Genomic DNA, 24,459 nt, shown 5'->3' on the forward strand with positions numbered 1-24,459 from the left:
CCTTACGCTTTAGAAGCCGTAATACCAAGTTGCGAAAATTTGTACTCTAATTTTCTCAAGAAACTATACGGTGGCAGTAGTCCTGTAAAGGTCTCAATGGCAAACCGATCTGCATTGACAAGACAAATGACTACAGGTACATCCCCGCTTCTTTCTACAAGATCCTGAAATAGCTCCTCATCTTCTTCTTTCCAAGTCGACTCTGCACTAAGCATCACGACATTGACGGTAGCTTGCGTCAGATACGAAGTGGGTATAGGGACATTGAAGAGGTTGGTGTGCCCTACTAACGTATAATCATTGCCCGCTTGTTTCATCTGCTCTAATAGTGCATACTCGATCAGAAAAGCTCTTGATCGGGCATTAAAATCTTCTCCCTCTTGCAAGATGTCGACACGAAGTCCAATACTTTTCCATTCCTCCAATACATGGTGCATCACCTCTCGGGTTGCTACTGTGGAATCAAACTTTAATATATTAATAAAATTGCTGTCGTTATCTAGCCTATGGTAGACAAATAACTGATTGGCGAGCGCTTGCGAAGCAATTTTAATAATCTGATCTTGATAACGTCCACTTTTTTTCTTAGGAAATGCACCAACAACTTGCCCCTTGGTGATACGATCTGTCCTCGTCTTGTCGCGCAAGGTTCTATCCAACAATTCCAGCAGTAATAAACAGCCCAACAAAAACACCAAAGTACCGAAATATGAACCTGCTACCAGCATCTTACGTTTTGTTGGTTTGGAATTTAATGGATAGGTCGCAGGATTGATGACCTTAAGTGTTGCGGAACTCATCTCAATGCTCTTGAGTCGTAAACGTGCTGCATTGAGACCTCCTAAAACAGATAAATAGCTTTGCTCTGTAAAATTGATACCGCGTTCTTGTCTTTTGAGCAACGATCCTATTGGAGAAAAATGAGAATACATTTTATCCAGTTCTGTTTTAAAATCATTGACAACCAAGATATCAGCTTGTGCTTGCTGTAATTTTAGCAATTCATCCACCCATTGTGTGACGTAATTGGCATTTGGGTAGCCATTTTTGGTGAATTTTTGTGCCGAATAATCCTCGATAAAATCGCGAAAGTTTTTTTCCTTACTTTTTAGTGATGAACGTAGATCATTTAAAGTGGATGCTGAAGAAGCATTTTTGACCACTCCCAACGAGTCTGGCTTATAAGATTCAATTTGAGAAATAGAATAATTCAAATCAGATATATCCCTAAGTTTTGATAAAAATTGCGCATTATTTTTAATACTTTTAATATTGGCATCAATTCCTGATTCTAATTGAACTATACTTGCCTGCGCTTTATTTCGTGCTGACAAAGCATCCTGTTTTCTGATTTCATAATCTTTGTCTAGAATGGTCACCGCCTCGGTTTGTTTGTCATAATGGATAATACGATTATCGACATTGAATTTGGTCAGGGAATCTTCTTTCAGGAATAAATCTTTTCCAATACGGGCAAGCTCAGACTCAAAATATTTAATCACGTTATTGGTATTGCCAAACTGAAGATTTCGATACTCATCGGCAAAGACCTCACTCAATATACTGAGGGTCTGGAAGGTAATACCAGGATCGTTATTTTCATAGGTAACGTGTAGAATGTCACTGTTTTCAACTTGCTTAACATCAATTTTACTTAACGCTCCATAACTAAAATAGGGATGGTTCCAATTAAATAATCCGTACACAAAGTTCTTGGCATCGATTTTTTCGTACTTCTTAAGATTTTCTACCGTACGTTCTTCTGAGGTTTTATCAATAAGTTTGCGGACAGCTTCGGGTGTAATATTAAGTAATTCACGATAATGTTCACTGGAAATAAAGGTATTATCTTTAGTCAGATCTCCATTAATCATCGTTCTAGCAAAAAGCTTTAACGATACGACGCGCATCGTTTCTTTAGAACCAATCGTATTGATTACATTCAACAACGAATTTTTAAGGACATTCCAATCTTGTTTACCATCTTGAGAAAGATCATTGCCATTGGTAGAGATGATACCGGTATAAATGGTCATGTCCGACTCATAATATCGATTCATCTTTCTAGTCGAATAGATCACGATACACGTCACTAAAATGGGTAATAAGATTAACCACCATTTAAATCTGTATAAAGATTTAATAATATAAATTATAATACCCATTGTTATTTACTTATAATTTTTGTTCTACTTAAGATCTCTAAATGTAATAGTTCGGACATAATGGTACTTTCGGTCAACTTAAAGGCTTCAAAAGCTTCAACTTCCATTTTCTTTGCCGCATTGAGATCTGAGATCGCTGCGTGTCCATTGGCAAAATCGGATTCGACGATTTTCAACTGCGCTTCGGTCAGCGTCAGATTTTCAGTTTTTTTCTTTAATAACGATACGGCATTCAGAACTTTCACATAAGAATCAATAATGCGCATTTTTTGTTCATCTAACCACTTTTCCATTTCCAGTTCAGTAGATTTACGCTGCATTTTTTGTCTTTTAACGCGATTAGAACGATCAAATATATCATCTATAGGCACTGCGACTACGGCATTAACAAAAAATGAATTCTGTGTCGCACCCGAATATTGATAAAATAATGGCGTATACTGATCAGTAAACATGGAGTTTACACCGATATTACCATATTGCCATGTTCCCCCAACTTTAAAATATTTTAACCAGCTTCTTTTCTCTGATTTGAGAAGATTGTCTTGCTCCATCATTTTGGATTCAAACATTTCTACACTCGGACTTTTCTTGGCATTTTCAAATAGATCTTCCAGAGGTGGCAATACAAGTTGCGCATAATCGATCTCCTGTGCCGTTTTAATCACACTTTGCGCATAACTCGCATGGCTGAAAAATGCGATAAAGAAAAATAATGTGATCATTTTTTTTATTCCTAAATAACTATTTAGGAAAGTGTTAAAATAGATATATGTGTTCATTCGATAATTTTTCATCAACTCGTAATTCTCATCTTAATCAAAGTATGTCTTGCAATTACATAAATATAGCACATTTCACACACAAATAAGTTTTATATGAGCGATCGCGGTGGAAAATTTAAGGTTAAATAATAATAGTCAAGTTGAATACTTTTTTTGTATATAGCTATACATCTGCTTTTTGTATAAAAGCAGAAAACGTTTTAAACAATATCTTAATATCCATCCATACGGAATAGTTTTTGGCATAATCAATATCGAGCTTAATACGTTCATGATCGGACATGCTTCCATTGTCGCCTCTTTTCTCTACTTGCCACAATCCGGTAATCCCTGCGGGCGCCATAAAACGCTCGACACTGTCATCGGTAGTCAACATTTCGGCTTCATATAATGGAAGTGGTCGATTTCCGACGATAGACATATCACCAAACAGGGTATTGAACAATTGCGGTAACTCATCAATACTATATTTTCTCAGGATACGGCCCACCTTGGTGACTCGTGGATCTTTCTCGAGTTTAAAGAAAGCTGCTTTCTTTTGCTTACTAGTCATATCTGTACCTTTGACCACGATGTCGTCATCGATCAATACATCCCGTAGCTCATCCATCGTAAACTGGGGAATATCGGCATTGGCAAAGGATTGAGCATTGCTGGTCTCCACTGTTTCTTGTTTGGCATATTGGTTATGCATCATATACTCTTTGAGCCGTTTGTCAGCGTCCGCATACATGGACCTAAATTTATAGAAATCAAACATATAATATCCAGCTCCTATCCTTTTGGAACGATATACCGCTGGTCCTTTGCTTTCGATAATAATAGCCAAATAAGCGGTGATCAACAAAGGTGATAACATCAGAATTAATAATGATGAAACGACGATATCAAACACTCGCTTGCCTATCGGAATACGAAGTTTAGGAAATAATGATGCTGGTGTCTTAAATTGTTCGGTCTGTGATCTCGCTTCTAGGTATAAACGGATATACTTTTTTATCGATTCGAACACATTTTTGTTTGCATTGGAGTTGATGCTATTGGTCACTCCTGCTTCGAAATATGATTTCTTTTCGAGCAAAGAAAATCCTTTTCCGACCAAAAATAGCAGCTTTTCTCTATCATAAGAATTCAATTTGGTCAATTGTCTTAAATCCGTCATTAAGCTCGGACTTTGCTCATAAAAGATAACCGATAGAAAATGACCTATATTTTCTTGAAAATATTTATACAAGGTCTCGAAATCATCGAAATACTTCAATTCTACCCCAAAAGTTTCTTGCAATTGAGATTGAAAGTGTTCGAAATTTTCTCGACTACGGCCATAATAAATATAATCACTATATTTCGGCATTATTTTAAGGCTTTTTTTATGCGTAATTTTAGTTCAAGCGGATTAAATGGTTTTAAAATAAAATCCTCAGCCCCTGCTTCGAGTAGGCTGATCCTTGTATTGGTATTATCTTCGCCTGAAAGTATGATTACAGGAATATCCTTCAAAAATTCATTTTGCTTGATCATCACCAACAATTCGTATCCATTCATTCCGGGCATGGTGTAATCAGAAAGGATCAAATCAACTCTATTACCCTCCTTAAGCCAATTATAAGCATCCATCGCACTTGCAAAATAATGAAAATCATAATCCGCATTTAAATATAAGGTGATCAGTTGCCCTATGGCTGGCTTATCATCAATTACGAGTATTTTTTTCTTCATTTAGGGCTTATACGAAAAGTGAATTGTTAAAGAAATACGATATGATGTATCTCTATTTTTTTTATTGTTAAAATAACTGATGTACTCCTGTAGAAGCAGAAGTACATCAGTTACGAGTGTTAAACTAGGCGGTAAAAGCTATCATTTATTTAGATACCAGTCTGTATTTTGTGTACCACCACTTAATGCCCAGGGCTTAAATGTTGAATAAACACCGACAATATTTTTTCCTTCGCTTGGATATTTAAAGGATCCAGGAACACATAATGCCCAAGGATATCCATCCGTGGATTTGAATGGGTCACCTACAGCGAGTTGATGAACCTTGTCCGTTTGGTAACTTACAAGTGTAGTATTCATTTTATCGGTGGCCTTATAATTGACCATATGTACTTCATTTCTGCTATTTGTTTTATATCCATTTGTAATGATAAATGAATTCAGGTTCAATTGCGTAAATGCATCTATTGGCGTATTGAACTCTACCGTTATCACAACGTCTATGGGTTGAAATCCTCCATTTTGCGTAGAAATAAATTTAGTATCAGAAATTCCGAATGCTTTGTGTGCATCATCACAAATTGGCAATACGGCATATTTTTGGCCGGACTCAACTTTATTGGAAGCTAGTGGTAAGTTGGTCCCAATTAAATCTTCTTTAGAATAAGTAACAGATTTCACATTATTGGCCAAAACACCATCCAATTGAATCGCCGCAGCAAGACGTCTTGTCGCTCCCACAGAGCGTAATTTGCTTGTCAGTTTTACTTTAGTCACTTTATTAGCTGAATTCTGAGTTTTGGTAATGGTAACATCCATAACAAAATCATTCATATCATAATCTCCAAATGATGGCCAGTTGTCCTCAAAAGCGTACGAATATGTACCTAAGTTGACTTCGGTCACTGTTTGGTCGTTTGGATTACCTCCTGGCGCATTATTCCCTCCCGCATTACAAGATGTACCTGCAATCACAACGGTAGACTTGTTATAAGGAACTAACTTCGCTGGACTGTTCAAGACATAAAATGTATTCCACTCTCCATTTGGAGTATGATCCGAACAAGCAATTTCTAAATTACCTGAATAGGTAATAGCCATGTACTGGTTGTTGACATCTACTTTCTTCAAACGAGCTAATGCCTGTCCAGACGCTGGTCCTCGCATCGTACTTGCCTGGCTATTGAATTTGGCCAATGTAGTAACGGCTAAGATAGAAGAAGAAGCTAAATTAAATTTAGTACCTCCTGCATCCAATTTATCCAAGCTTAACAAAGCTCCTGACGAGATCGAAATCGTCGCACCATTTGTTGTCAACGACTGAATGGTGGTATGACAAACAGCTTCTAATGTCGCATTTGTTAATGTCGCATTTTTGACAGTAAGGGTACCTTCATTGCGAATCACTGTGCCATTGGTCGTACTACTTAAGTTTTGAATCGTGGCGACACCATAGTTGGTAAAGCTACCATTGGTAATATCTGCTTTATCAGCATCTAAAGTACCGTAGTTTACGTAGGACGTATTGTTTTTGGTCTCCATCTTCGATAGATTTGCGGAACCATAATTGACAAAACCGCCATTGGTATTTTGCGTCACATTGATCAATTCGAGCGATCCTCCATCCGTAATATAAAGACCATTGTTACTACCTAAATTGAATTCAAAGCTTGAATTTTTCCATTTACCTTGCACATAGATCTTTACATTGCTTGTGCCATTGTTGGCGTCAATTTTACCGGTAAAGGTGACTCCAGATTTGATCACGTACGATTTATTGTCAGCAACCGATATTGTTCCGTTTCCGCTGATTTCAATAGCATCATTGGGAACGACAACAGCACGTCCGGCAAAAGTACTTACTGAAGAGGAATTCGTATTTGAAATCGTTGTACGAACTGCAGATCGAGCTACACTCGCTTTATTGGAATTTAGACTTGAAGTTGTCGAGCCAGGTGTTACATTGATACTGCTTTTAGCGGCATCAACTGCGATCATCGTAACAGAAGCAATACCTAAAGGCGACGTTTCTCTTAGATAAAGATACTTGGCCATTGTTGGCAACATGAGCTGACCGACAAAATCTTGCCCTTTTTTCGCTTGTCCTGCAGCCAATAAATTTGCTCCTGTTCCAAGTAAGGGATCGTTATCGAAAATTTCTACGCGATAAAAATACTGACCATCGAACTTGTCATCGATAGCTACACGGATATCCATAGACTTCGCCGAATTCCAGGTGAAGCCTGAGGGAACATTGCCCCCATCTGGAAATAACGTGGATGGTGAAGTATCAGTTTCAGTATACAAGTCCTTTACTTTAGAACAACTTGACGCCATAACCGAAACAGTAACCAAACTAACTAAAAAGAGATGAAATCTTTTTCCTTTATACATAACATAATAGATTAATATAAACAGTTTGGATAAATAATAAACCCGCTCTTTATGTCTTAAGTAAGTAATTGATTATAATATTAAAACTGTTTATGACAAAGTTATAATTTATTTCATTCACAACGATAAAAAATAGAAGGATTAGTATAATATTTTACAAAAGTTGTAGCGCTACAACTACAATCAATCGGCTACATAAATGGCTTGACTTCAATTCATAAAATGATGATGCTCCATCACTCGTCAGCACCACTCCTAACTGTGGAATCACATGATACATATGAAATGAATTTAGTGCTATTGAAGAAAACATGAGGTGCTATAAAGTCCATCGTGCATAGCTTGCTCAAGCCTTATTTTTGGCCAAGGATGATTGCCTAAATAAACCAACACCTAGACTCGGGATACTCAAGTTTAAACCCAGTGCCCTGCAATCGAGATCTGCACTTTGGCGTTTTTATTTAGGGCAACATTTTTAGCAATTCTTGTTTCTGCTCATTATTTTTCAAAGCACCAATATGATAGTACGCATCAGCAAGACTACTTTTCGATTTTTTGGAGAGGTACTTTTTGACATAATGGTCGGCGTGCGTAAAGAGATGCTGCCGCGCATCCAAATTAATGCTGATACCATCACCAAAATCGCCATAGGATAATCCAGTTACGGAAGCATTGGAAGTCACGGATTTGATCATCTTCATTTTTAAACCTGGGATATTTAATGTCAAGGCTGGATAATAAAAATACGGTTGGTTCGGAAATTTCACCTTTATTTTTATCTCATCTCCCTGCCTGCTCACATTTATAGCACAATGTTGTCTGTAATAATGATATTCATAATACTCTTCTTGTGAGGGGAACCAGATGTTATCTTGACCATCTTTGCCATACGTATTGTTTAACCACAAGAGAAATTCGGCCCATTCGCGATCGGTCTCATGTACGCCCAGATGCACAGCAGGACGATCTTTTGGCGCCATCGATTGTGCACGAAGAACAAGATCTTTTGCTTGCGTAGGATGGTTAACAAAAACACGTTCTAAAGTTGTTTTATGAAGATCGCTAGCGACTTGATAAGGAATCAGTACAGATGCACCTGACTGCGCGGTAATGGTCTGAATATCTGGAAACTGCATCGCAGCAGCTAGATAAGTTTTGTTGCCATTGGGTTCTGCAAGAAATTTCACTCTCCGCCCTGCTAGGGCTTGTTGCGTGATCTGCTGTGCAATACCAAAGTGTTTTACTAAAGAATCGACATCATTTACAGCCAATGTCTTGACATCATGAATGGCAATGGCATTGCCTGTATTTAACAGCTCGCGAACATTGTTCCAGCGCAGACCGGATTTCATATAGAAACGGTAATAATTCTGTGTAAAACCCGGCCAGAAGTAGGCTCATTCATAAAATCCCATTCTGGAGCCAGTGTCGTTGTAAAATGAAACCGGACTTCATTTCCAAAACCATCTGTGTTTCCCAATGTTTTGCCTAATGTATAGGCATTGGGTGGTAAATCATCGGCCTCCAGATTTTCGATATCATAATAGTATTTTCTTTTGGGATCGGAGATATCGATCGGTTTTCCATGGATAGCAGCCCAAGTCATGCTAAAGGCAGATTGCTTACAGTCATCCTGTGTTAACAAGAATAGTAAACTCTTGTTGTACTTTAATGCGGGTATGGAGGCGATTAAATCTGCTCCTATCTGTGCATCTGGTGCTAAATTCAGGCTGATCTCGGCTTCTATCCCTTGGGCCTCTTTGCCAAATGGGTAAAGGTAACCAACGGGGTTAACTTCATGATCTTTTGAAGGCCTGGTTTCACCCTGATATAAATCTTTCTTCATACATGAGCACAAGGAAATAAATACCACTAGCAATAAGATAGTCGCATAGTGTATTTTGTAATGCATGTGCAAATGTAGGATTATCCCTCGAAATTTTTTTAATCCAGTGTTTATTTTATTTAAAATATGAAGATATGCCAGATACCCTACTGAAAATCGTGATCATTTCAGCGATAGGGATTTGCTGCAACTGGCTCTATTAAAGCAGAAAAAGTAATAAGAAAAGATGACATACCCAGTTGAACATTAGTGAATTAATGCGTAGGCATGGCGAAGAACAAAGCGCTTAAAAAGAAAAGGAATTGGATCTTAGGTCTACTCAAGTTCCAATTCCTTTTCTTTTGATATATTATGCTGCATGTGCAGCGCTTATTTTTTAGTATTGATCTCTTAGTAAGCAGCAAATAACAACGCGGTATGCTATTAATCAATCAGTTTGGACTGATGTCTTTCTAAAGTATTGTATATTTTTTTGACGTCTTGTGAACTTTCTTTCTGTAATACCAAAAAGGCATCTTTTGTATAGACAAAAATGGTATTTCGGAGACCGACAAATGCACTATAGACATCTGTTCCGATCACCATGTTACCATTTTCGTCGGTAGGATGTCCAGTTTCCTTCAAGTAGTCATACATCGACTCAAATGAACCGAGATCTGACCAGGTAAAGTCTGTCGCTACAACACGGATCTTTTTAGAGCGTTCCATCACAGCATAATCAATACTGATGGAAGGAATCTCTTTTGATAGTGCTTCGTCGAGAATACCATCTTTTTGATGTTGCCATGCGGCTAATGCCGTCGCGTAGACACGAGGTTCAAATTGCTGCAGCTCATGCAAAAGCGTATCTGCACGAAAGCAGAACATACCGGAGTTCCATAAAAAGTTACCCCTCTCGATAAAATCTTCAGCTGTTTCTTTATTTGGTTTTTCACGAAACGATAATACTTGGTCTCCTTTGTATTCGATATACCCATAACCCGTCTCCGGTTTGGTCGCTTGAATACCAAAGGTGACAATATAGCCTTGATTGGCTTTTTCAATACCTTCTTGGATTGCTGTTGTATAGCCTTGGTCACCTACGATAACGTGATCCGAGGGTGTCACGACCAAGATATCGTCGGGTTGGGCCGCAAACGCAGCAAATGCAATCGCCGCTGCTGTATTTCTAGGCGTAGACTCCACAATATCGATATACTCCACACCGTTGCTTTCCATCACCTCACGACTTAATTGATTGTTATCTTTATTGCCCACAACAATCACCTGATTGCAGAGTCCCTGATTACGGTTGACAGTCATCTCAAACAACGATCCCTCTTTAAATAGGGAAAGATATTGTTTGGGGTAGCTTTTCCGAGATAAAGGCCATAAACGGCTCCCCACTCCACCCGATAAAATCACATGTACGATATTGCTCATTCTGTTTTTTTATAAATCTTTTTTTTTACTTAATACCCATGTAAATCAGTTACTTGGTCACTTCGTTACTTGATCACTTGATCACTTGGTTACTTACTGACTAACTTTCTTTGCTTCTTTTGCTGCAACTTCTTTGCGCAAGCCTGTGCTTGAAAAACGATGTGTACGTTTATTATAGTAAATCTCAATACCCTCTTCAACGCAATATTTCTTTCCAGTAAAATCCATATCACGATATTCTTCTCCAATGATACGTACTTGAATGGGCAATGCTTTGATGATATCAATTAAATCCTGTTCGGTCTCGTATGGAACAATTTCATCCACATAACGACATCCCTCCAATTGGATATAACGTTCAACGACTGTCTGTGTAGGTGTTGATTTTTCTGGTGACACTTCTGAAGGATCGGTATTGAGCCCAACGATCAGATAATCGCAATTGCGACGCGCCTCTTCCAGCATCATAATGTGGCCAGCATGCAATAAATCAAATACACCAAATGTAATTCCTATTTTCATGTAAACGTCTTCTATTCTTTTAATTTAATAACTAACTTGGTCACTCCGTTACTTTTTAACTTGGTCACTCCGTTACTTTCTAACTTGGTCACTCCGTTACTTTCTATCCTTTTTCAACTTCATGTTCGGCGACGATACGACGTAATCCGGAACTGGAGAAACGATGATCGCGGCTATTAAAATAGAGCTCGATACCTGATTCCTCACAGTATTGACGTCCGGTAAAGTCACGTTCGCGGTATTCGTCACCAACGATACGGACATCTATCTTAAAGGAGCGCAAGACATCTTGTAGATCTTGTTCAGTGGCATAAGGCACGATCTGATCAACATATTTACAGCCTTTGAGTTGAATATAGCGCTCCACAACAGTTTGTGTTGGTTTGTTTTTCTCTGGTCTATCCAATGTAGGATCAGTCTGCAATCCGCAGATTAAATAATCACACTGACGCTTAGCATCTTCGAGCATCTTAATATGACCGGCATGAAGCAGATCAAATGCACTGAAAGTGATGCCAATACGCATTTCTTTAGCAGGTATTGTAATCATATTTAAAACAAAAATAAATTAATTAAGCTCCTTTTTTAGCTATCTCAAAGATAGCTATTATTTATAAAACAAAAGCTGTGATGAAAAGTTCTCGTCAAACTAATTATTGAATTGAAGCATGTGGATGGACCTCCCTGGCTTTCTTTGACGATGCTTCAAATTAAATCAATGAGTAGCGGTATGTCCTGCTGAAAAATTTACATGCAACAATTATTTTTAACTTCACCTCAATGATATTGTATATCAAGTTCAATTTATTTAAGTTTGTTGTCATAATCTCAATTATAATGAAATGTTCACCTTTTAAACTTTGGTTATTCTTTGGCGCGACAACTTGGTTATTGATATCGTGCAACCAGCGCAACAAATCGACTAAACAAGATATGGCTACAACCGATACCACCGCAACGGTATATACTGCCGCAGATCTTGAAGCACTACATTATTGGGACCAGGTGGATATGCAGGATACGGCAAAAATAAAAGATCCAAGCATGGGTGAACAGAAATTGGCGGATTTTCTCAACGCATTGAACGGCACTTCGGACTCAACTGCTGATCATGCTATTGCCAACATGCTGGATAGGGCAAAAGTAAATAAAACTAGTTTCGATTATTATATCAAATTATATGAACATTATTTGTACGATGGAAACTCCCCTATGCGCAATGATGTACGCTATGAATCGGTGCTCCGATACCTGATCAAGTCAGATCAATTGACGGATCTGGAAAAAGAGGCTTATCGTCCTATTTATAAATTGGTACAGCGTAATAAAATGGGGAAAGTCGCGGAGGATTTCAGCTTTGAACGTTATGATGGTCATATTCAGAAATTATCCGATGTGAATGCCAAATATATATTGCTCATATTTTACGACACGGAATGTGCCCACTGTAAACAAATAATCGCTTTCCTTCAAGATACGCCTGAGGTGACGGATCTATTTGAGAAGAAGCAAATCCAGATTGTCACGATCGAACCTTGGGGTGATCGTGACAGGTGGATCAATTACCAACCTCATCTGGCGAAAAACTGGATTAACGGATTTGATAACAACAGCACAATTCAGCGTCAACGACTTTACGACACGAAGGCCTCACCGACGATCTATCTGTTAGATGGTATGAAAAGAGTGCTCTTAAAAGATGTCGAACTGCAACTTGCCCTACAAATCATGACCCAACTTCCTTAACTTAAGCACAATGAACAAGACACAATCGCGGATGGTCAATAATGATCTTTACTTTGAAGAAGTGCAGCGACTACTGAAGGAAGGTAAGGAGGTTTGTATCCGTGTGAAGGGAAACAGCATGATGCCTTTTATCAAAAATGGCGATCGAGTCATCGTGGTAGCTCATCTTGGCACTGTTTTACCATTGGGATCTCCTATTTTAGCTCAATATGAGGGGAAATTTGTTTTTCACCGATATGTGGGAAAAAAAAATGGGAAATTTGTTCTTGCTGGAGATGGCAATCTGGTCTTGAAAGAATATGTATCTGCTCCGCATATCTTGGCGATTGCGACTTTACACTACCCTAATAACAGTGATACCACGCGAAATATCAACAGCCGCTGGCCTCGATTAAGAGGAATGATATGGTATCACTTGCGCATGGTAAGACGCCTATTTGCCAGCTTAAAACGAAGGATTTTAAGCTGATTTTCTATACTGAATATGAATGATTAACTTTGATTATACTTATTTTTTAAACCTAATAGTAATTATTTTTTAAACCTTACAGCATGAAATTAAGAGCAGATTTAGTATTAAGAACAATTGGTTCGGATCACATGATTGTGGATCCAGGTCAGGATATGGTTGACCTCTCTACTGTATATACCCTTAATGATTCGGCAGCATGGCTTTGGGAACAATTACAGGGAACCGCATTTTCTCAAGCGACAGTGGTCGATCTTCTTTGTGAAGAATATGATGTGACTGCCGAACAAGCACATAAAGATGCTCAGATCCTTATCCAGGATTTCGAACAGCAGGGATTATTGGAGAAATAAAGACCACAAGAGTCCGCTATTTTGATGACGCATAACAACCTGAAACATCATATCCGCTGGGCCTGGTCCATCAGCCAGGGATACCGATCTAAACTCCTCCTCTATTTTGTATTGGAGTTGCTTGCTATTGCGCTCTCGCTGCTATTTGTGTACCTCTCCAAAAAAGCGGTGGATATGGCGATCTCTCCGACAGATATTCCGCTCAGATGGACCTTGATCGGGATTGTGGCAACTGTAGGTGTTGGCCTTGGTATACGTGCTTATACGGGCTGGCTCAATGAACGCATTAAAATGATGCTCACGTTCGAACTGCAGCGCAATATGCTGGATGCACAAATGCTATCGGTATGGAGACTCATCAAAAACTGGCATACTGGTGATATACAGGTCCGTATTCAAACGGACTGTGAGGAAGTGGCCAATATGATAGCGAAGACTTTGCTTTCATTTATACTCACAGCTATACAGCTGCTGGCATCGATGGTTTTTCTGTGGTACATGGATCCGATGTTGGCGCTGATGATATTGGCACTGTCGCCGCTCTTCCTTTTTTCAAAAATCTATTTTCAGAAAATGCGCAAGCTCAGTCAGGAAGTTAAGGGTGAAGAAAGTAATTTTTCCAATATCCTGCAAGAAAACCTGCGGTTTCGCTTGCTGATCCGCGCAATGGGCATATTCCCAAAGAGAAGAAAAAAACTGACCGACAGCCAACGGGACCTCTTTGGACTTAAAATGAAACAGCTCAACTTTTCGACTTATACACAGAGTGTCATGAAAGTCAGCATCAATGCGGGCTATCTACTGACCTTTATCTGGGGAATCTACCGACTGCAGAGTGGGCAGATCTCCTTTGGTACCATGACTGCTTTTCTTCAATTGGTCGCCCGGATCCAGACACCGATCTTAGCGCTCATCACCTTTATCCCTGGTTTCGTGCGATTCCGGGTTGCGGCAGATCGGCTATTGGAACTGAAGTCTGGGGAAATTGAATCTCAGATGGATCAGCAACGCCTGCGGGGTATAGCTGCTCTAGAAATCCAGAATTTGTCTTTTCGATATGAGGATAAATGGGTCTTGGATCACCTTAATCTATCTTTACGTGCTGGCGAACCCGTTGCTGTCGTAGGACCTAGCGGAAAAGGAAAAACCACCCTGATCCGCTTGCTGCTAGCGCTGATCAAAGCGGAAAAGGGGCAGATCTTATTAACAGATCGAGCGGGTACGCGACCGCTCTCTGCTGCTCACCGCATCAATTTTGCCTATATACCACAAGGCAACTCCCTCTTTAGTGGCACTATTCGGGAAAACCTGATGCTGCATGTGCAAAAGGCTGAACATATCGATATCCAAAAGGCATTGTGGGTGGCCTGTGCCGAATTTGTGATGGAACTGCCTGAGGGGATCGATACGGTCGTGGGCGAGTCTGGAATGGGCCTATCGGAAGGACAAGCACAGCGCATTGCTATTGCACGTGCGCTCATGCACGACGGGGATATCTGGTTATTTGATGAAGTAACCTCTGCATTAGATCGTAAAACAGCCGATACGCTGATCCATAGGCTGCTGGACTATGGGGAAAATAAATTATGCCTTTTTGTAACACATGACTTAACCTTGGCCAATATATGCAAACAACGCCTATACTTGGACTAAAGAACACGCTATGACTTTGACAACATCAACTGAAACTATAAAAAAACAATATAAAATAGCAGATCTGACCCTGCAGATCAATTATACAACGGATCTGGATCTGGAGAAGCTCTTGCCGACATTCCGAGATTTTGAGTGGTACAAGCAGGGAGATCAGGCCGCAATCCAAGTTAATTTGAGTACAGATAAAGCTCCGGAGGTCGCAGATCTGGGGGTTCTTCGCAGTGACTTGTCCATTTCCTGGGGCGACCGCTTCTGTTTTTATGAAAAGGAAAAAGGCTATATCACCACCATCGTAAATGAACAGGGGGATGGCATGTGGTATCTCTATAGCGACCGCGATTTTGCACAATCGACTATTTATATTCCTCAAAGTAGCGCGTACGAGCAAAGTACGGTGATCTGCTGGATGTTAATGATGCTATTTGGTCAGGCTGCTCTATTGCATGAGGTCATCATGATCCATGGGTCGGTTATTAATCTAAATGGGCAGGGTATTGTTTTCTTGGGGAAGAGCGGAACAGGCAAAAGTACCCATAGTCGCCTTTGGCTATCGCATATCCCGGAAACCTCGTTGCTCAACGATGATAATCCTGCGATACGGATCAAGGAGGATGGTGTCTTGATCTACGGAACACCTTGGAGCGGTAAGACACCCTGTTATAAAAATGAAAGTATTGTATTAAAAGCTTTTGTACGACTGCAGCAGGCTCCTGAAAATAAATTCGACCTAATGCCAGGCATTAAGGGTTTCATTGCGGTATTGCCCAGCTGTACAGCAATCCGATGGAACAAAGATCTTTTTGCCGAAATGAATACAACGCTCGAAAAAGTAATAAGCAAAGTACAAGTGGGTTTTCTGAAATGCTTACCGGATCAGGCTGCAGCTGAGCTGTGTCACGAACGTATTTTTGATAGCGCTGTCTAGTAAAGAAGTGTTGCCCTCAACAATAAAGCAAAGACAAAAGCTCCTAGCTTTTTTTGATCTTTTATTCTAGAGGCTAGCCCAGACTTTGCCTACAGCTCGCTCAATTTCTAATGGTGAACAGCGTACAGAAAATCACGATGGCAAAGGATCTGCTAGAGGAATACGTTCTTATTGACTCTTCAATAACCCTTTTTCGGGGATTCGATTGATCTGTTGCTGATCCTGCAGCATGCGAGGTGCAATTTGATTGGTCGATTTTCGAGCATTAGCCTTCTTTTTACTGCCTGGTACAGCATCTTCCAAAGCAGTCTCTAACATGGTTTCTTGCGTATCTCCGGATTCTAAAAAGATATAATCGGTGACATCTCTTCTGTCTGCCAGAAGACCGTCCCAATAATCTGAAAAGCCAGCGGCATTTTTCAACTGAAAAGAGGCTGGCCAAAAAGATACCTTATTTTCAATAATTTGCTCAAAGAAACCAACTGGTTTGCCGTAGGTATGTGTACCTGTAGCGATAATCTGGACATCAAGATAAGGCTTCAGTACATTAATAAGCATTTCTGCTGCTGAGGCAGTTGTCTCACTCACTAAAAAATAAACTTTACGCAGGTTCAGATTACTTGTCTTTCTATAATAGGTATCGCTAAACATGCCGTTCGTTCCCTTATGTGTTTTGTCCATATAGGCATTGCAAATATAGGTCAACATCAGCTCTCCTGCTGCAACCGATCCGCCGATTTTATTGGCCACATATACGGCTGCATCGACATATCCGCCAGTATTATAGCGTAAATCGACAATCAGGTCCTCAATATGTTTGTTTTCAAAACCCTGAAATGCAGCATCAATTTTTTGCTGATTGTCATTATTATTTTCTATTTCTTCAAAAGAAGATAGGGCAAGATAACCGACATTCTTAGTTGAGTATTGGTACACAGTGTCGCGATAAAGTGGATCAATAATATAAGAAGTATAGGCGAGCTTTTGACTATAGGTGGACTGATCCTGACGCAACAATTCAAGTTGAAGCCCACCGCCCTCCAATGCATTTAATACCCGAGTTCTCATCTGGTTAAGCGCGTTTTGATCAACGGGTTTACATCCTGAAGCATCACAGGTAACTGCAACAGCAAAGTCATTATCTCCATTAATGGAGGTAATCATATCTGAACGTTTTAAACCCGCTTTATCTGCAGGTGATCCCCCTTCAACAAAATAAATAACAGGTCTGGCGACTTTGGAGTCGGCAGTACCCATAGAAATATACAAACCATAGCCGCTATTTCTATCCATTCTCAATCGCGACTGTGTTCCGGTATGATAATTATTGAGCCCATCGAGAAAGGAAAAACGATCGAGAAAACCACCATAACTAGCATAATTGGGATAAGCAGGGGTCAAGCTCTTCAGTCCGAGTAAAACAGCATCGGCAGACGTATATTGATCTGTAAATTCAAAAGTATTATCATATTGGGGAATATACTGATCTGCCCATAACGAGTATAGCTTATAGTAGTAGTAGATACTGTCCCGAATCATTTGATCGCTCGTACGTACTACGGGCTCTGGTTCGGGCTCTGGCTGTGGATTATTCTTTTTACAGCTAATAAAAAAAAGTGCAACCAGAGAAAAAAATAATCCTTTCTCTAAAATTTGCATTGAAAATAATTTCATATTTAAATCTATAAGATATACAAACTTATATAAATAGAAGCTTATATGCAACAAGCGTATGTCGCAAATTTGATCCTCAATATGACACCTGATTGCAATCTAGGGTTGATATTGATCGCAAAATGCATAAAATAGAACTTAATAGGTGATGACCTGTCTATGTGACGATTGTTTCTAAAAGAAATAAGCGTGGTAGATAATTTCCTGCAAGATCTAGTTAAAAGCAAATGGAAATAGAAGTAATCTAGCATAAAAAATGCCCTGACGAATCAGGGCATGAAGAATAAAACTTGGGTAGATGGTGAATAAGCCTTATCCTAACTAGGAATATAACATAAAACAATACAAGCTAATCACTCATGCAGTAAACTGCTAAAACATTCCGAGCGAATCGTTGGACACCGCGATTTATCCTCTAACCTGCTCACTTTGCTCTATAAATTGTGAAACAGGAATCTGAATACTAAAAGGAATACGACCTGCTGACTCGGAAGTGATATAACCTACGACGGTAGCATGACGCTGGTTCATCAAATCAGATGGGCGCGATTGTCCTCGAATGCGAAAACGAATTGAAGCTTCGTAAGCTTGATTTGATTCTGCGGGAAATGTAATCATGATCAACTGATCTAAACTCACATGGATAACAGCATGATCCAGCTTTACTTCTTTGATCACAATATGACGTGTATCTAGACTTATTCTTTTCACTAAAAATAAAAGTGCACCATTCTTTGATTTGCCCGATGGGGAGCTATCACTTTCTAGAGGATAAAATCGATATTGCAATGTCAATGAAGCACGATCTAAAAATTGTCGGGATAGGTTGAATCTCTTCCAAAAATAAAAACCAGCAAAAAGAATCAAAACAGCAATAGAAACAAAGATGTAAAACATATTAATTTAAAATAAAAAATACAGATATTTAATTCCTTAGAAGATGATCAAACTTCTAAAAACTCGAAGGCAAATATAATTTTTACGTAATCGAGTACCAATTTTACAAAGGGGACAAAAGGGGGACAAAAAAGAGACAACGTGGCAAATAGCTGGTTTAACAGTATAAAAACGAATGATCAAAAGCTTTATAAAGAAAATAGGACAATATAATGTCATATGCAAGCATAAGAAAAAAAACACACAATTACGCTGATGATCTCTTAACCTAAAGATTAAAAATTGACTATAGAAGATTAAATACAGAGCTCAGCAATACGGTGGGCAGTGATGTGACAAGGACTGGTCAATGACTCAGTAATCGAGTAATAGGCAGATCTCTTCGTTGGTTAATTTTTTATTCCCCCAATTTCTCTACCAGCGTTGCCACATGGGGGTGGCGCAGATAAAGTTCGGCACAAGCTTTGGCATCGGATAATGCCTCATGATGATTGAGCGTGATGCCCAACACTTCACAGCAAGCGTTTAGACGGGCAGGTTTAAAACCTTTATTACGATAGATCTTGTAGGTACACTCCCACATTTCGGCCAATTGGAGTTCTTCATAAGATAGCCCATAATAAAGCATCGTCTTACGCAGGACATTGCGGTCGAACAGCTCATTGTGCGCAATCATTAATTTATTTGCCAATAAAGCTTTGATGGATGGAAACAATTCCTTAAATGTTGGTGCATGTTGCGTATCTCGAGGTTTGATACCATGGACACGTGTCGTCTGCCACATATACTCATTACGTGGAGGCTGGATCAAGGAATAAAATTCATTGGTAATGATACCCGATTCAACGGTCACGATACCAACTGCACAGGCACTATTTTGATGCCCTGTTGCTGTTTCAAAATCTATCGCTGTAAATGTTAAATCTGATGTCATGCCTTACTCCTATCCCAGCAAAGGTAAACAATATCCCTTGAGATTTAAAATGAAATCAATACCTGTACTTCTCCTTCCACTTGTCGCGTAAGCCCTGCCTTAACTTTTCTTCCTGCGGATTTTTACCGGGCTCGTACAAGGTCATACCGCTCAGTTCATCCGGTAAAAATTCTTGGATCACAAAATTACCTGGGTATGCATGTGCATACTTGTATTCCGCACCATAATTCAGCTGTTTCATCAATTTTGTAGGTGCATTGCGCAAATGAAGAGGTACAGAAAGATCGCCCGTTTGCTTCACCACTCCCTGAGCTTTATTAATGGCTTCGTAAGAGGCATTGCTTTTAGGTGAACTTGCCAAATAAGTTACTGCTTGCGCCAGGATAATCCGCGACTCGGGCCAGCCGATGACATTTACGGCCTGAAAGCAAGTATTGGCCAATAACAAGGCGTTGGGATTGGCATTGCCGATGTCTTCAGATGCTAGAATCAGCAATCGCCTAGCAATAAAAGAAGGATCTTCCCCCCCTTCGATCATACGTGCCAGCCAATAAATAGCGGCATTGGGATCTGATCCGCGGATCGATTTGATAAAAGCAGATATGATATCGTAATGCTGCTCGCCTGTCTTATCGTAAATAGCCATATTCTGCTGCACCTGTTTCAATACGAACGCATTGGTAATGGGTTCATGATGCAGGACTGCGGCATTACTGACCAATTCGAGTACATTGAGAAGCTTACGTGCATCTCCCCCAGATAATCTTAAAATGGCCTCGTATTCTTCAATCTCAATGTTTAATGTTTTGAGGTATTCGTCTTCATTTAATGCTTTTTCGATCAGGCCGATCAGATCTTCGCTGCTTAAATGTTCAAGCACGTAGACTTGACACCGAGACAATAGAGCCGATATCACTTCGAATGATGGATTTTCTGTGGTGGCTCCGATAAGGGTAACCAGTCCCCTTTCCACAGCACCCAACAACGAGTCCTGCTGTGATTTGGAAAAACGATGAATCTCATCAATAAACAAAATGGGCTGTTCTTGATTAAAATCCATCAGAGGTTGCTCCTGATTGATATTCATCAGCTTTTCCGCTTTTTCAATGACGTCACGAATATCTTTGACTCCAGACTGAATCGCACTTAAAGAAAAAAATGGGCGCCCCAGCTCTTTGGCCATCAAAAGTGCCAAACTCGTTTTTCCAACCCCGGGAGGGCCCCAGAGTAACATAGAAGGAATATTTTTTTGTTGAATGGCATGATATAAAACCGCATCGTGACCGATAATATGTTGCTGTCCAACATAATCTTCCAATTTCTTGGGACGCATGCGCTCTGCCAGTGGAATTCGTGTAGCCATACATCAAAAGTAAGAAGATATTAGCAATTGTTCATTTACTTCACAATCAATTTATGGAATTCAAAAATTTGGCTATTTTTGGATGAGCATTTTATATAGGAGACCTTCAACAGTAACCTTACTCTTTGAAACCAGATGAGCAGCATTCCTGCTGGCGGTATCATCGCCTTACTCATAAAAACCGACTAAAAAGAGCTCATGGATAGAAATAAGAACTTAAACTCATTAACGATTTATTTTGATGAACAAAAAACGAATTTATATACAAGATTGGCTAGGACAACATCCTTATCAAGGGAGATCGGATGCCGATCGTTATTATTTACAAGTAGCCAATGACATACACGATGCGCTAAGCACATTATGGTTTGACGAAGAAGAAACGGATGCTCTGATCAGACCTGAAATTATAAAAACGCTCAGCGTTTATTTGACCTGCTACCTCGAGGATGTCGTATCTGGAACAAAGCTTTTTGATGCCTTTAGGACAGAGCACAAAGCGCTATATGGCAAGATGCTTCCATTTTTTGAGGATCAGGAATTAACAGATTATTATCCAGAAGATATCAATCCACAGGATGTACTGGTGCTTTCATGGTTATTTTTCAGCGAACGTAATCCGCATCTTTTCTTAGATAAAGAAGGGCGTTTACTTGCCCTAGTTACAGATCTTGCTTATGCGGTATTGGAGGAACATTATGAGGTCGCTCCGGAAAACTCCTTACTACAAAAGGAATACGCTCTGGCAGCGGATGCTAATTATCTGGAAGTTCGCAATTTTGCTGAAAAGGTGATCGCAACCAATTATATCACGGGAGGCTATTACTACAACAGTTTGATGCAACATATGGATATCGCCGACTTGGGTCGCTATCAACATGACCCGGCGTACTTAAATCAAATGACTTTCCGTGTGCGGGACAATCACTTTGTTTTCTTCCGCTTACATCTATTGGGCTTAAAATCTTGCGAATTTGTTGCCTCGACTCTATCACCTGCACATCCGCGATATGAGCAGGTGCGCGATATCGGAAAACGGATCGATAGCTTTTTTGAATTTGAAAAATTGGAGAAAGAGCGTCTACAATTGAAGCACTTGACAACAGGTGAAATCTTTTTTGTCAATCAAAATTCGATTCAAAACTTTCAAGAGCCCCAAGCTGCTCAATTATTCTATATGGAGATCGTACCTTGGCAAGATGCCTGGAACCTATCAGGAATGATGTCTGCTGTTGAAGCTGATCAGATCGATCTGACGGCTGATCAAGAAATAGATCAAGCGTATTTGGTGGAAGCACTAAAGGGCAAAAGGACGCATATCGAAAAGGCAGAACAACAAGTGGAGGATGTAAAAGCATTGTTTAATGAAAAGCATGAGGGTCTTCTGGCATTTATGACGGAAGCTGAAATTGCGGGTTACATCCATGAACTCACCACAGCATACCGCGAGCAAGTAGGGCTACCGCTAATCGAAGAGGTAACGAATCCAAATGCATCAAAAGATACTCCGGTGACCGCATTCTATAATCCGAAAATAGGTCTAGAATTTTTTGGTGGCATCGAAAACATCTTTCCCTTGAAAAATAATCCATTTTTTGTGGAAGAGCCAAATGAACCAACAAATTATGCGCAAAACTTACTGCAGCTCTTGGTGCAGAAGTTTTTCTCAGTTGGATTGGTACAGCATTATTATGAATTGTACGAAAAGGAAATCAATGAGCAGTTTTTCTATCCATTAACGCGCGAAACATTGGATTTTCTCATTCGCTTTTACAAAAGCGACACCTATCACAATCAGCCACATGTGATGATTAGATAGTAAAATAGTAACCAGTTACGTAGTGACTAGTAAAAAGTAACGAAGTAATGATCTACTTCGTTACTCCGTCACTATTTTTACTCCATTACTTATTAAGCAAAGGAAAATCACTCGTTTCTACATGTGCTTTTACTATAATTTTGCGCAACGCTATCACTTTTTGAGGATGACTAGCTGCCACATTATTTTGTTCCTTAGGGTCTTGCTTTAGATTATACAGTTCAGCAACAGGATTTCCACTTCTGACTTTTTGCAAAATCAATTTCCAATCACCTTGACGCACCGCTTGACGGCCGCCATCTTCATGAAACTCCCAATATAAGTAATCATGCTGCTTTTGCTTTTTAGGTTTTCCAAGTAATGTCGGAACAAACGAAATACCGTCTGTATATTGCGGTTTTCCTGCCTGCGCAACTTCTGCTAGAGTGGGCATCACATCCCAAAATGCGCCTAAGTAATTGGAAGTGGATCCGGGAGTCACCTTTCCGGACCAATAGACGATAAAAGGAGTTTTTACGCCTCCTTCATAGAGGTCTCTTTTGTATCCGCGCAATCCAGCTGAACTATTGAAGAAATCTGGATCAGCACCTCCTTCACGATGTGCTCCGTTGTCACTGGTAAAAACAATAATGGTATTGTCCAATAAATCCAACGCTTTGAGCTTAGCAACAATTTGTCCCACCTGTGCATCCATGCGGCTGACCATACTGGCATAAGTAGCACGTGGCTTAGCTACAGAGGCATATCCTGGAATGGTTGCTGCAGGACCATAATCATTGCCCTTGTGCCCTTTTTCTTCAAATTTATCGGCATATTGGGCATAAAACTGATCATCAGGACCTGATAATTCGGCATGAGGCAATACTGTCGGAACATATAGGAAAAAAGGGCGATCCTTATTGTTTTCAATAAATTCTAATGTTTTTTCTTGGATTAGCTCTGGAGCATACTGCCCTTTGGCCATCAGACCATGATTTCCCTGTAGCTCGATGCGCTCTTGATTGTGCCACAAATGAGTAGGATAATAACGATGAGATTGTCGCTGACAGTTATAACCATAGAATTCGTCGAATCCCTTGCGGCTTGGAGACCCGTAAGTATCCACCATCCCTAATCCCCATTTGCCAAATGCACCTGTCGCGTACCCCGCCTTTTGCAAGAGCATCGCGATCGTCTGCACCGAGTCTGCTAAAGGTTGCTGTCCCTCGGGTTCTAATTCTTTATTGCCGCGGACTGGCGTATGTCCCGTATGTTGACCCGTCATCAGAGCGGATCGGGATGGAGCACAAACAGAGGTGCCGGCATAAAAATTATCAAAACGCATGCCCTCTTTTGCTAAAGCATCCAGATGTTTTGTTTCCATGATCTTTTGCCCATAAGCTCCTAGATCACCATATCCCAAATCATCGGCCATGATAAAGACAATGTTGGGTCGATCGCTTTTCTTTTGTGCTATTGCGATGCTGCTCAACGCAAAAAACAACGCAAATAGTGCTGGTTTTTTCATTTTAATGGTTTGTTACTCTTGTAAATTAAAAATAGTTGAAATAAGTACACAAAGATTTAAGCATCATTGAGAATAGATTTCCAAAATTATTATTAGGATGAAGATATTATATAAAAAAATTTATAGATTGCTCTTTGATGGCATTTTACAAAAAGATAAAGTTTAGAAAATTGATCAGCAGCTAAAATAAAGAAGATATATGAAAAGTTAGAACTTAATGGAAGCAAATCAGTTGCTACGATAAAAAAGTTACAGTGTGTGGA

At 39.7% G+C, this 24,459-nt stretch carries 21 protein-coding genes; 6 read left to right on the forward strand and 15 right to left on the reverse strand.

Annotation, left to right across the window (positions count from 1 at the left end):
- Nucleotides 1-2: 2 nt before the first annotated feature.
- The 10 genes from B3P23_RS12580 to B3P23_RS12625 all read right to left on the reverse strand — a co-directional run bounded on the left by B3P23_RS12580 (nucleotide 3) and on the right by B3P23_RS12625 (nucleotide 11,403).
- Nucleotides 3-2,165, reverse strand: a complete 2,163-nt coding sequence (locus B3P23_RS12580; protein ID WP_293926506.1) for a hypothetical protein — start codon at nucleotides 2,163-2,165, stop codon at nucleotides 3-5.
- Nucleotides 2,166-2,167: 2 nt separating this feature from the next.
- Nucleotides 2,168-2,890 (reverse strand): TolC family protein, encoded by a 723-nt coding sequence (locus B3P23_RS12585; protein WP_293926509.1) that lies wholly within the window; start codon nucleotides 2,888-2,890, stop codon nucleotides 2,168-2,170.
- A 223-nt stretch (nucleotides 2,891-3,113) separates the two neighbouring features.
- Nucleotides 3,114-4,304: a sugar transferase gene (locus B3P23_RS12590; protein WP_293926511.1), complete on the reverse strand. Its 1,191-nt coding sequence runs from the start codon at nucleotides 4,302-4,304 to the stop codon at nucleotides 3,114-3,116.
- Nucleotides 4,304-4,669 (reverse strand): response regulator, encoded by a 366-nt coding sequence (locus B3P23_RS12595; RefSeq protein WP_293926514.1) that lies wholly within the window; start codon nucleotides 4,667-4,669, stop codon nucleotides 4,304-4,306. Before B3P23_RS12595 ends, B3P23_RS12590 begins: the two co-directional genes overlap by 1 nt.
- A gap of 141 nt (nucleotides 4,670-4,810) precedes the next feature.
- Nucleotides 4,811-7,063 (reverse strand): LruC domain-containing protein, encoded by a 2,253-nt coding sequence (locus B3P23_RS12600; RefSeq protein ID WP_293926517.1) that lies wholly within the window; start codon nucleotides 7,061-7,063, stop codon nucleotides 4,811-4,813.
- A 461-nt stretch (nucleotides 7,064-7,524) separates the two neighbouring features.
- Nucleotides 7,525-8,415: a hypothetical protein gene (locus B3P23_RS12605; protein ID WP_293926520.1), complete on the reverse strand. Its 891-nt coding sequence runs from the start codon at nucleotides 8,413-8,415 to the stop codon at nucleotides 7,525-7,527.
- Complete coding sequence (locus B3P23_RS12610) at nucleotides 8,412-8,909, reverse strand: hypothetical protein (RefSeq protein WP_293926524.1); 498 nt, start codon at nucleotides 8,907-8,909, stop codon at nucleotides 8,412-8,414. Before B3P23_RS12610 ends, B3P23_RS12605 begins: the two co-directional genes overlap by 4 nt.
- Nucleotides 8,910-9,332: 423 nt before the next feature.
- Nucleotides 9,333-10,331: a mannose-1-phosphate guanylyltransferase gene (locus B3P23_RS12615; protein ID WP_248755216.1), complete on the reverse strand. Its 999-nt coding sequence runs from the start codon at nucleotides 10,329-10,331 to the stop codon at nucleotides 9,333-9,335.
- 93 nt (nucleotides 10,332-10,424) lie between these two features.
- Nucleotides 10,425-10,853, reverse strand: a complete 429-nt coding sequence (locus B3P23_RS12620) for an adenylyltransferase/cytidyltransferase family protein (RefSeq protein WP_094772745.1) — start codon at nucleotides 10,851-10,853, stop codon at nucleotides 10,425-10,427.
- Nucleotides 10,854-10,956: 103 nt separating this feature from the next.
- The gene (locus tag B3P23_RS12625) at nucleotides 10,957-11,403 is read right to left on the reverse strand and encodes an adenylyltransferase/cytidyltransferase family protein (protein ID WP_021188618.1); all 447 of its coding nucleotides are present in this window, start codon (nucleotides 11,401-11,403) and stop codon (nucleotides 10,957-10,959) included.
- 287 nt (nucleotides 11,404-11,690) lie between these two features.
- On the opposite strand from B3P23_RS12625, the gene B3P23_RS12630 reads away from it, so the two are divergent.
- The 5 genes from B3P23_RS12630 to B3P23_RS12650 all read left to right on the forward strand — a co-directional run bounded on the left by B3P23_RS12630 (nucleotide 11,691) and on the right by B3P23_RS12650 (nucleotide 16,002).
- Nucleotides 11,691-12,599, forward strand: a complete 909-nt coding sequence (locus B3P23_RS12630) for a DUF5106 domain-containing protein (protein ID WP_293926533.1) — start codon at nucleotides 11,691-11,693, stop codon at nucleotides 12,597-12,599.
- 10 nt (nucleotides 12,600-12,609) lie between these two features.
- Nucleotides 12,610-13,068: a S24/S26 family peptidase gene (locus tag B3P23_RS12635; RefSeq protein WP_248755214.1), complete on the forward strand. Its 459-nt coding sequence runs from the start codon at nucleotides 12,610-12,612 to the stop codon at nucleotides 13,066-13,068.
- An 83-nt stretch (nucleotides 13,069-13,151) separates the two neighbouring features.
- Entirely contained in the window at nucleotides 13,152-13,421 is a 270-nt protein-coding gene (locus B3P23_RS12640) for a PqqD family protein (RefSeq protein ID WP_293926538.1), read from the forward strand.
- A gap of 24 nt (nucleotides 13,422-13,445) precedes the next feature.
- Nucleotides 13,446-15,074, forward strand: coding sequence for an ABC transporter ATP-binding protein (locus tag B3P23_RS12645; RefSeq protein WP_293926748.1), 1,629 nt, complete (start codon nucleotides 13,446-13,448; stop codon nucleotides 15,072-15,074).
- Nucleotides 15,075-15,084: 10 nt separating this feature from the next.
- The gene (locus B3P23_RS12650; protein WP_248755212.1) at nucleotides 15,085-16,002 is read left to right on the forward strand and encodes a hypothetical protein; all 918 of its coding nucleotides are present in this window, start codon (nucleotides 15,085-15,087) and stop codon (nucleotides 16,000-16,002) included.
- 168 nt (nucleotides 16,003-16,170) lie between these two features.
- On the opposite strand, the gene B3P23_RS12655 is transcribed toward B3P23_RS12650, so the two are convergent.
- From B3P23_RS12655 to B3P23_RS12670, 4 genes are all read right to left on the reverse strand, one after another.
- A complete protein-coding gene (locus tag B3P23_RS12655) occupies nucleotides 16,171-17,676 on the reverse strand; it encodes a S41 family peptidase (RefSeq protein WP_293926541.1) in 1,506 nt (501 codons plus the stop codon).
- A 408-nt stretch (nucleotides 17,677-18,084) separates the two neighbouring features.
- Nucleotides 18,085-18,573 carry a hypothetical protein gene (locus B3P23_RS12660; RefSeq protein WP_293926544.1) on the reverse strand — a complete coding sequence of 163 codons (489 nt, stop codon included), beginning with the start codon at nucleotides 18,571-18,573 and terminating at the stop codon, nucleotides 18,085-18,087.
- Nucleotides 18,574-18,970: 397 nt separating this feature from the next.
- Nucleotides 18,971-19,507, reverse strand: coding sequence for a 3'-5' exonuclease (locus B3P23_RS12665; protein WP_045754045.1), 537 nt, complete (start codon nucleotides 19,505-19,507; stop codon nucleotides 18,971-18,973).
- A gap of 55 nt (nucleotides 19,508-19,562) precedes the next feature.
- Nucleotides 19,563-20,870, reverse strand: a complete 1,308-nt coding sequence (locus B3P23_RS12670; RefSeq protein ID WP_248755209.1) for a replication-associated recombination protein A — start codon at nucleotides 20,868-20,870, stop codon at nucleotides 19,563-19,565.
- 241 nt (nucleotides 20,871-21,111) lie between these two features.
- Between B3P23_RS12670 and B3P23_RS12675 the strand changes: the two genes are divergently transcribed.
- Entirely contained in the window at nucleotides 21,112-22,689 is a 1,578-nt protein-coding gene (locus B3P23_RS12675) for a DUF3843 family protein (RefSeq protein WP_293926549.1), read from the forward strand.
- 85 nt (nucleotides 22,690-22,774) lie between these two features.
- Here B3P23_RS12675 and B3P23_RS12680 read toward each other — a convergent pair whose 3' ends face one another.
- Nucleotides 22,775-24,196: an arylsulfatase gene (locus B3P23_RS12680; RefSeq protein ID WP_293926552.1), complete on the reverse strand. Its 1,422-nt coding sequence runs from the start codon at nucleotides 24,194-24,196 to the stop codon at nucleotides 22,775-22,777.
- Nucleotides 24,197-24,459 lie beyond the last annotated feature (263 nt).

This window comes from Sphingobacterium sp. UBA6320, assembly GCF_002440335.1.
Classification (GTDB): Bacteria; Bacteroidota; Bacteroidia; order Sphingobacteriales; family Sphingobacteriaceae; genus Sphingobacterium.

Coding starts and splice junctions, on each gene's coding strand:
- B3P23_RS12580 (WP_293926506.1), bottom strand. CDS start 2,165: ATGGGTATTATAATTTATATTATTAAATCTTTATACAGATTTAAATGG.
- B3P23_RS12585 (WP_293926509.1), bottom strand. CDS start 2,890: ATGATCACATTATTTTTCTTTATCGCATTTTTCAGCCATGCGAGTTAT.
- B3P23_RS12590 (WP_293926511.1), bottom strand. CDS start 4,304: ATGCCGAAATATAGTGATTATATTTATTATGGCCGTAGTCGAGAAAAT.
- B3P23_RS12595 (WP_293926514.1), bottom strand. CDS start 4,669: ATGAAGAAAAAAATACTCGTAATTGATGATAAGCCAGCCATAGGGCAA.
- B3P23_RS12600 (WP_293926517.1), bottom strand. CDS start 7,063: ATGTATAAAGGAAAAAGATTTCATCTCTTTTTAGTTAGTTTGGTTACT.
- B3P23_RS12605 (WP_293926520.1), bottom strand. CDS start 8,415: ATGAAATCCGGTCTGCGCTGGAACAATGTTCGCGAGCTGTTAAATACA.
- B3P23_RS12610 (WP_293926524.1), bottom strand. CDS start 8,909: ATGAAGAAAGATTTATATCAGGGTGAAACCAGGCCTTCAAAAGATCAT.
- B3P23_RS12615 (WP_248755216.1), bottom strand. CDS start 10,331: ATGAGCAATATCGTACATGTGATTTTATCGGGTGGAGTGGGGAGCCGT.
- B3P23_RS12620 (WP_094772745.1), bottom strand. CDS start 10,853: ATGAAAATAGGAATTACATTTGGTGTATTTGATTTATTGCATGCTGGC.
- B3P23_RS12625 (WP_021188618.1), bottom strand. CDS start 11,403: ATGATTACAATACCTGCTAAAGAAATGCGTATTGGCATCACTTTCAGT.
- B3P23_RS12630 (WP_293926533.1), top strand. CDS start 11,691: ATGAAATGTTCACCTTTTAAACTTTGGTTATTCTTTGGCGCGACAACT.
- B3P23_RS12635 (WP_248755214.1), top strand. CDS start 12,610: ATGAACAAGACACAATCGCGGATGGTCAATAATGATCTTTACTTTGAA.
- B3P23_RS12640 (WP_293926538.1), top strand. CDS start 13,152: ATGAAATTAAGAGCAGATTTAGTATTAAGAACAATTGGTTCGGATCAC.
- B3P23_RS12645 (WP_293926748.1), top strand. CDS start 13,446: ATGACGCATAACAACCTGAAACATCATATCCGCTGGGCCTGGTCCATC.
- B3P23_RS12650 (WP_248755212.1), top strand. CDS start 15,085: ATGACTTTGACAACATCAACTGAAACTATAAAAAAACAATATAAAATA.
- B3P23_RS12655 (WP_293926541.1), bottom strand. CDS start 17,676: ATGAAATTATTTTCAATGCAAATTTTAGAGAAAGGATTATTTTTTTCT.
- B3P23_RS12660 (WP_293926544.1), bottom strand. CDS start 18,573: ATGTTTTACATCTTTGTTTCTATTGCTGTTTTGATTCTTTTTGCTGGT.
- B3P23_RS12665 (WP_045754045.1), bottom strand. CDS start 19,507: ATGACATCAGATTTAACATTTACAGCGATAGATTTTGAAACAGCAACA.
- B3P23_RS12670 (WP_248755209.1), bottom strand. CDS start 20,870: ATGGCTACACGAATTCCACTGGCAGAGCGCATGCGTCCCAAGAAATTG.
- B3P23_RS12675 (WP_293926549.1), top strand. CDS start 21,112: ATGAACAAAAAACGAATTTATATACAAGATTGGCTAGGACAACATCCT.
- B3P23_RS12680 (WP_293926552.1), bottom strand. CDS start 24,196: ATGAAAAAACCAGCACTATTTGCGTTGTTTTTTGCGTTGAGCAGCATC.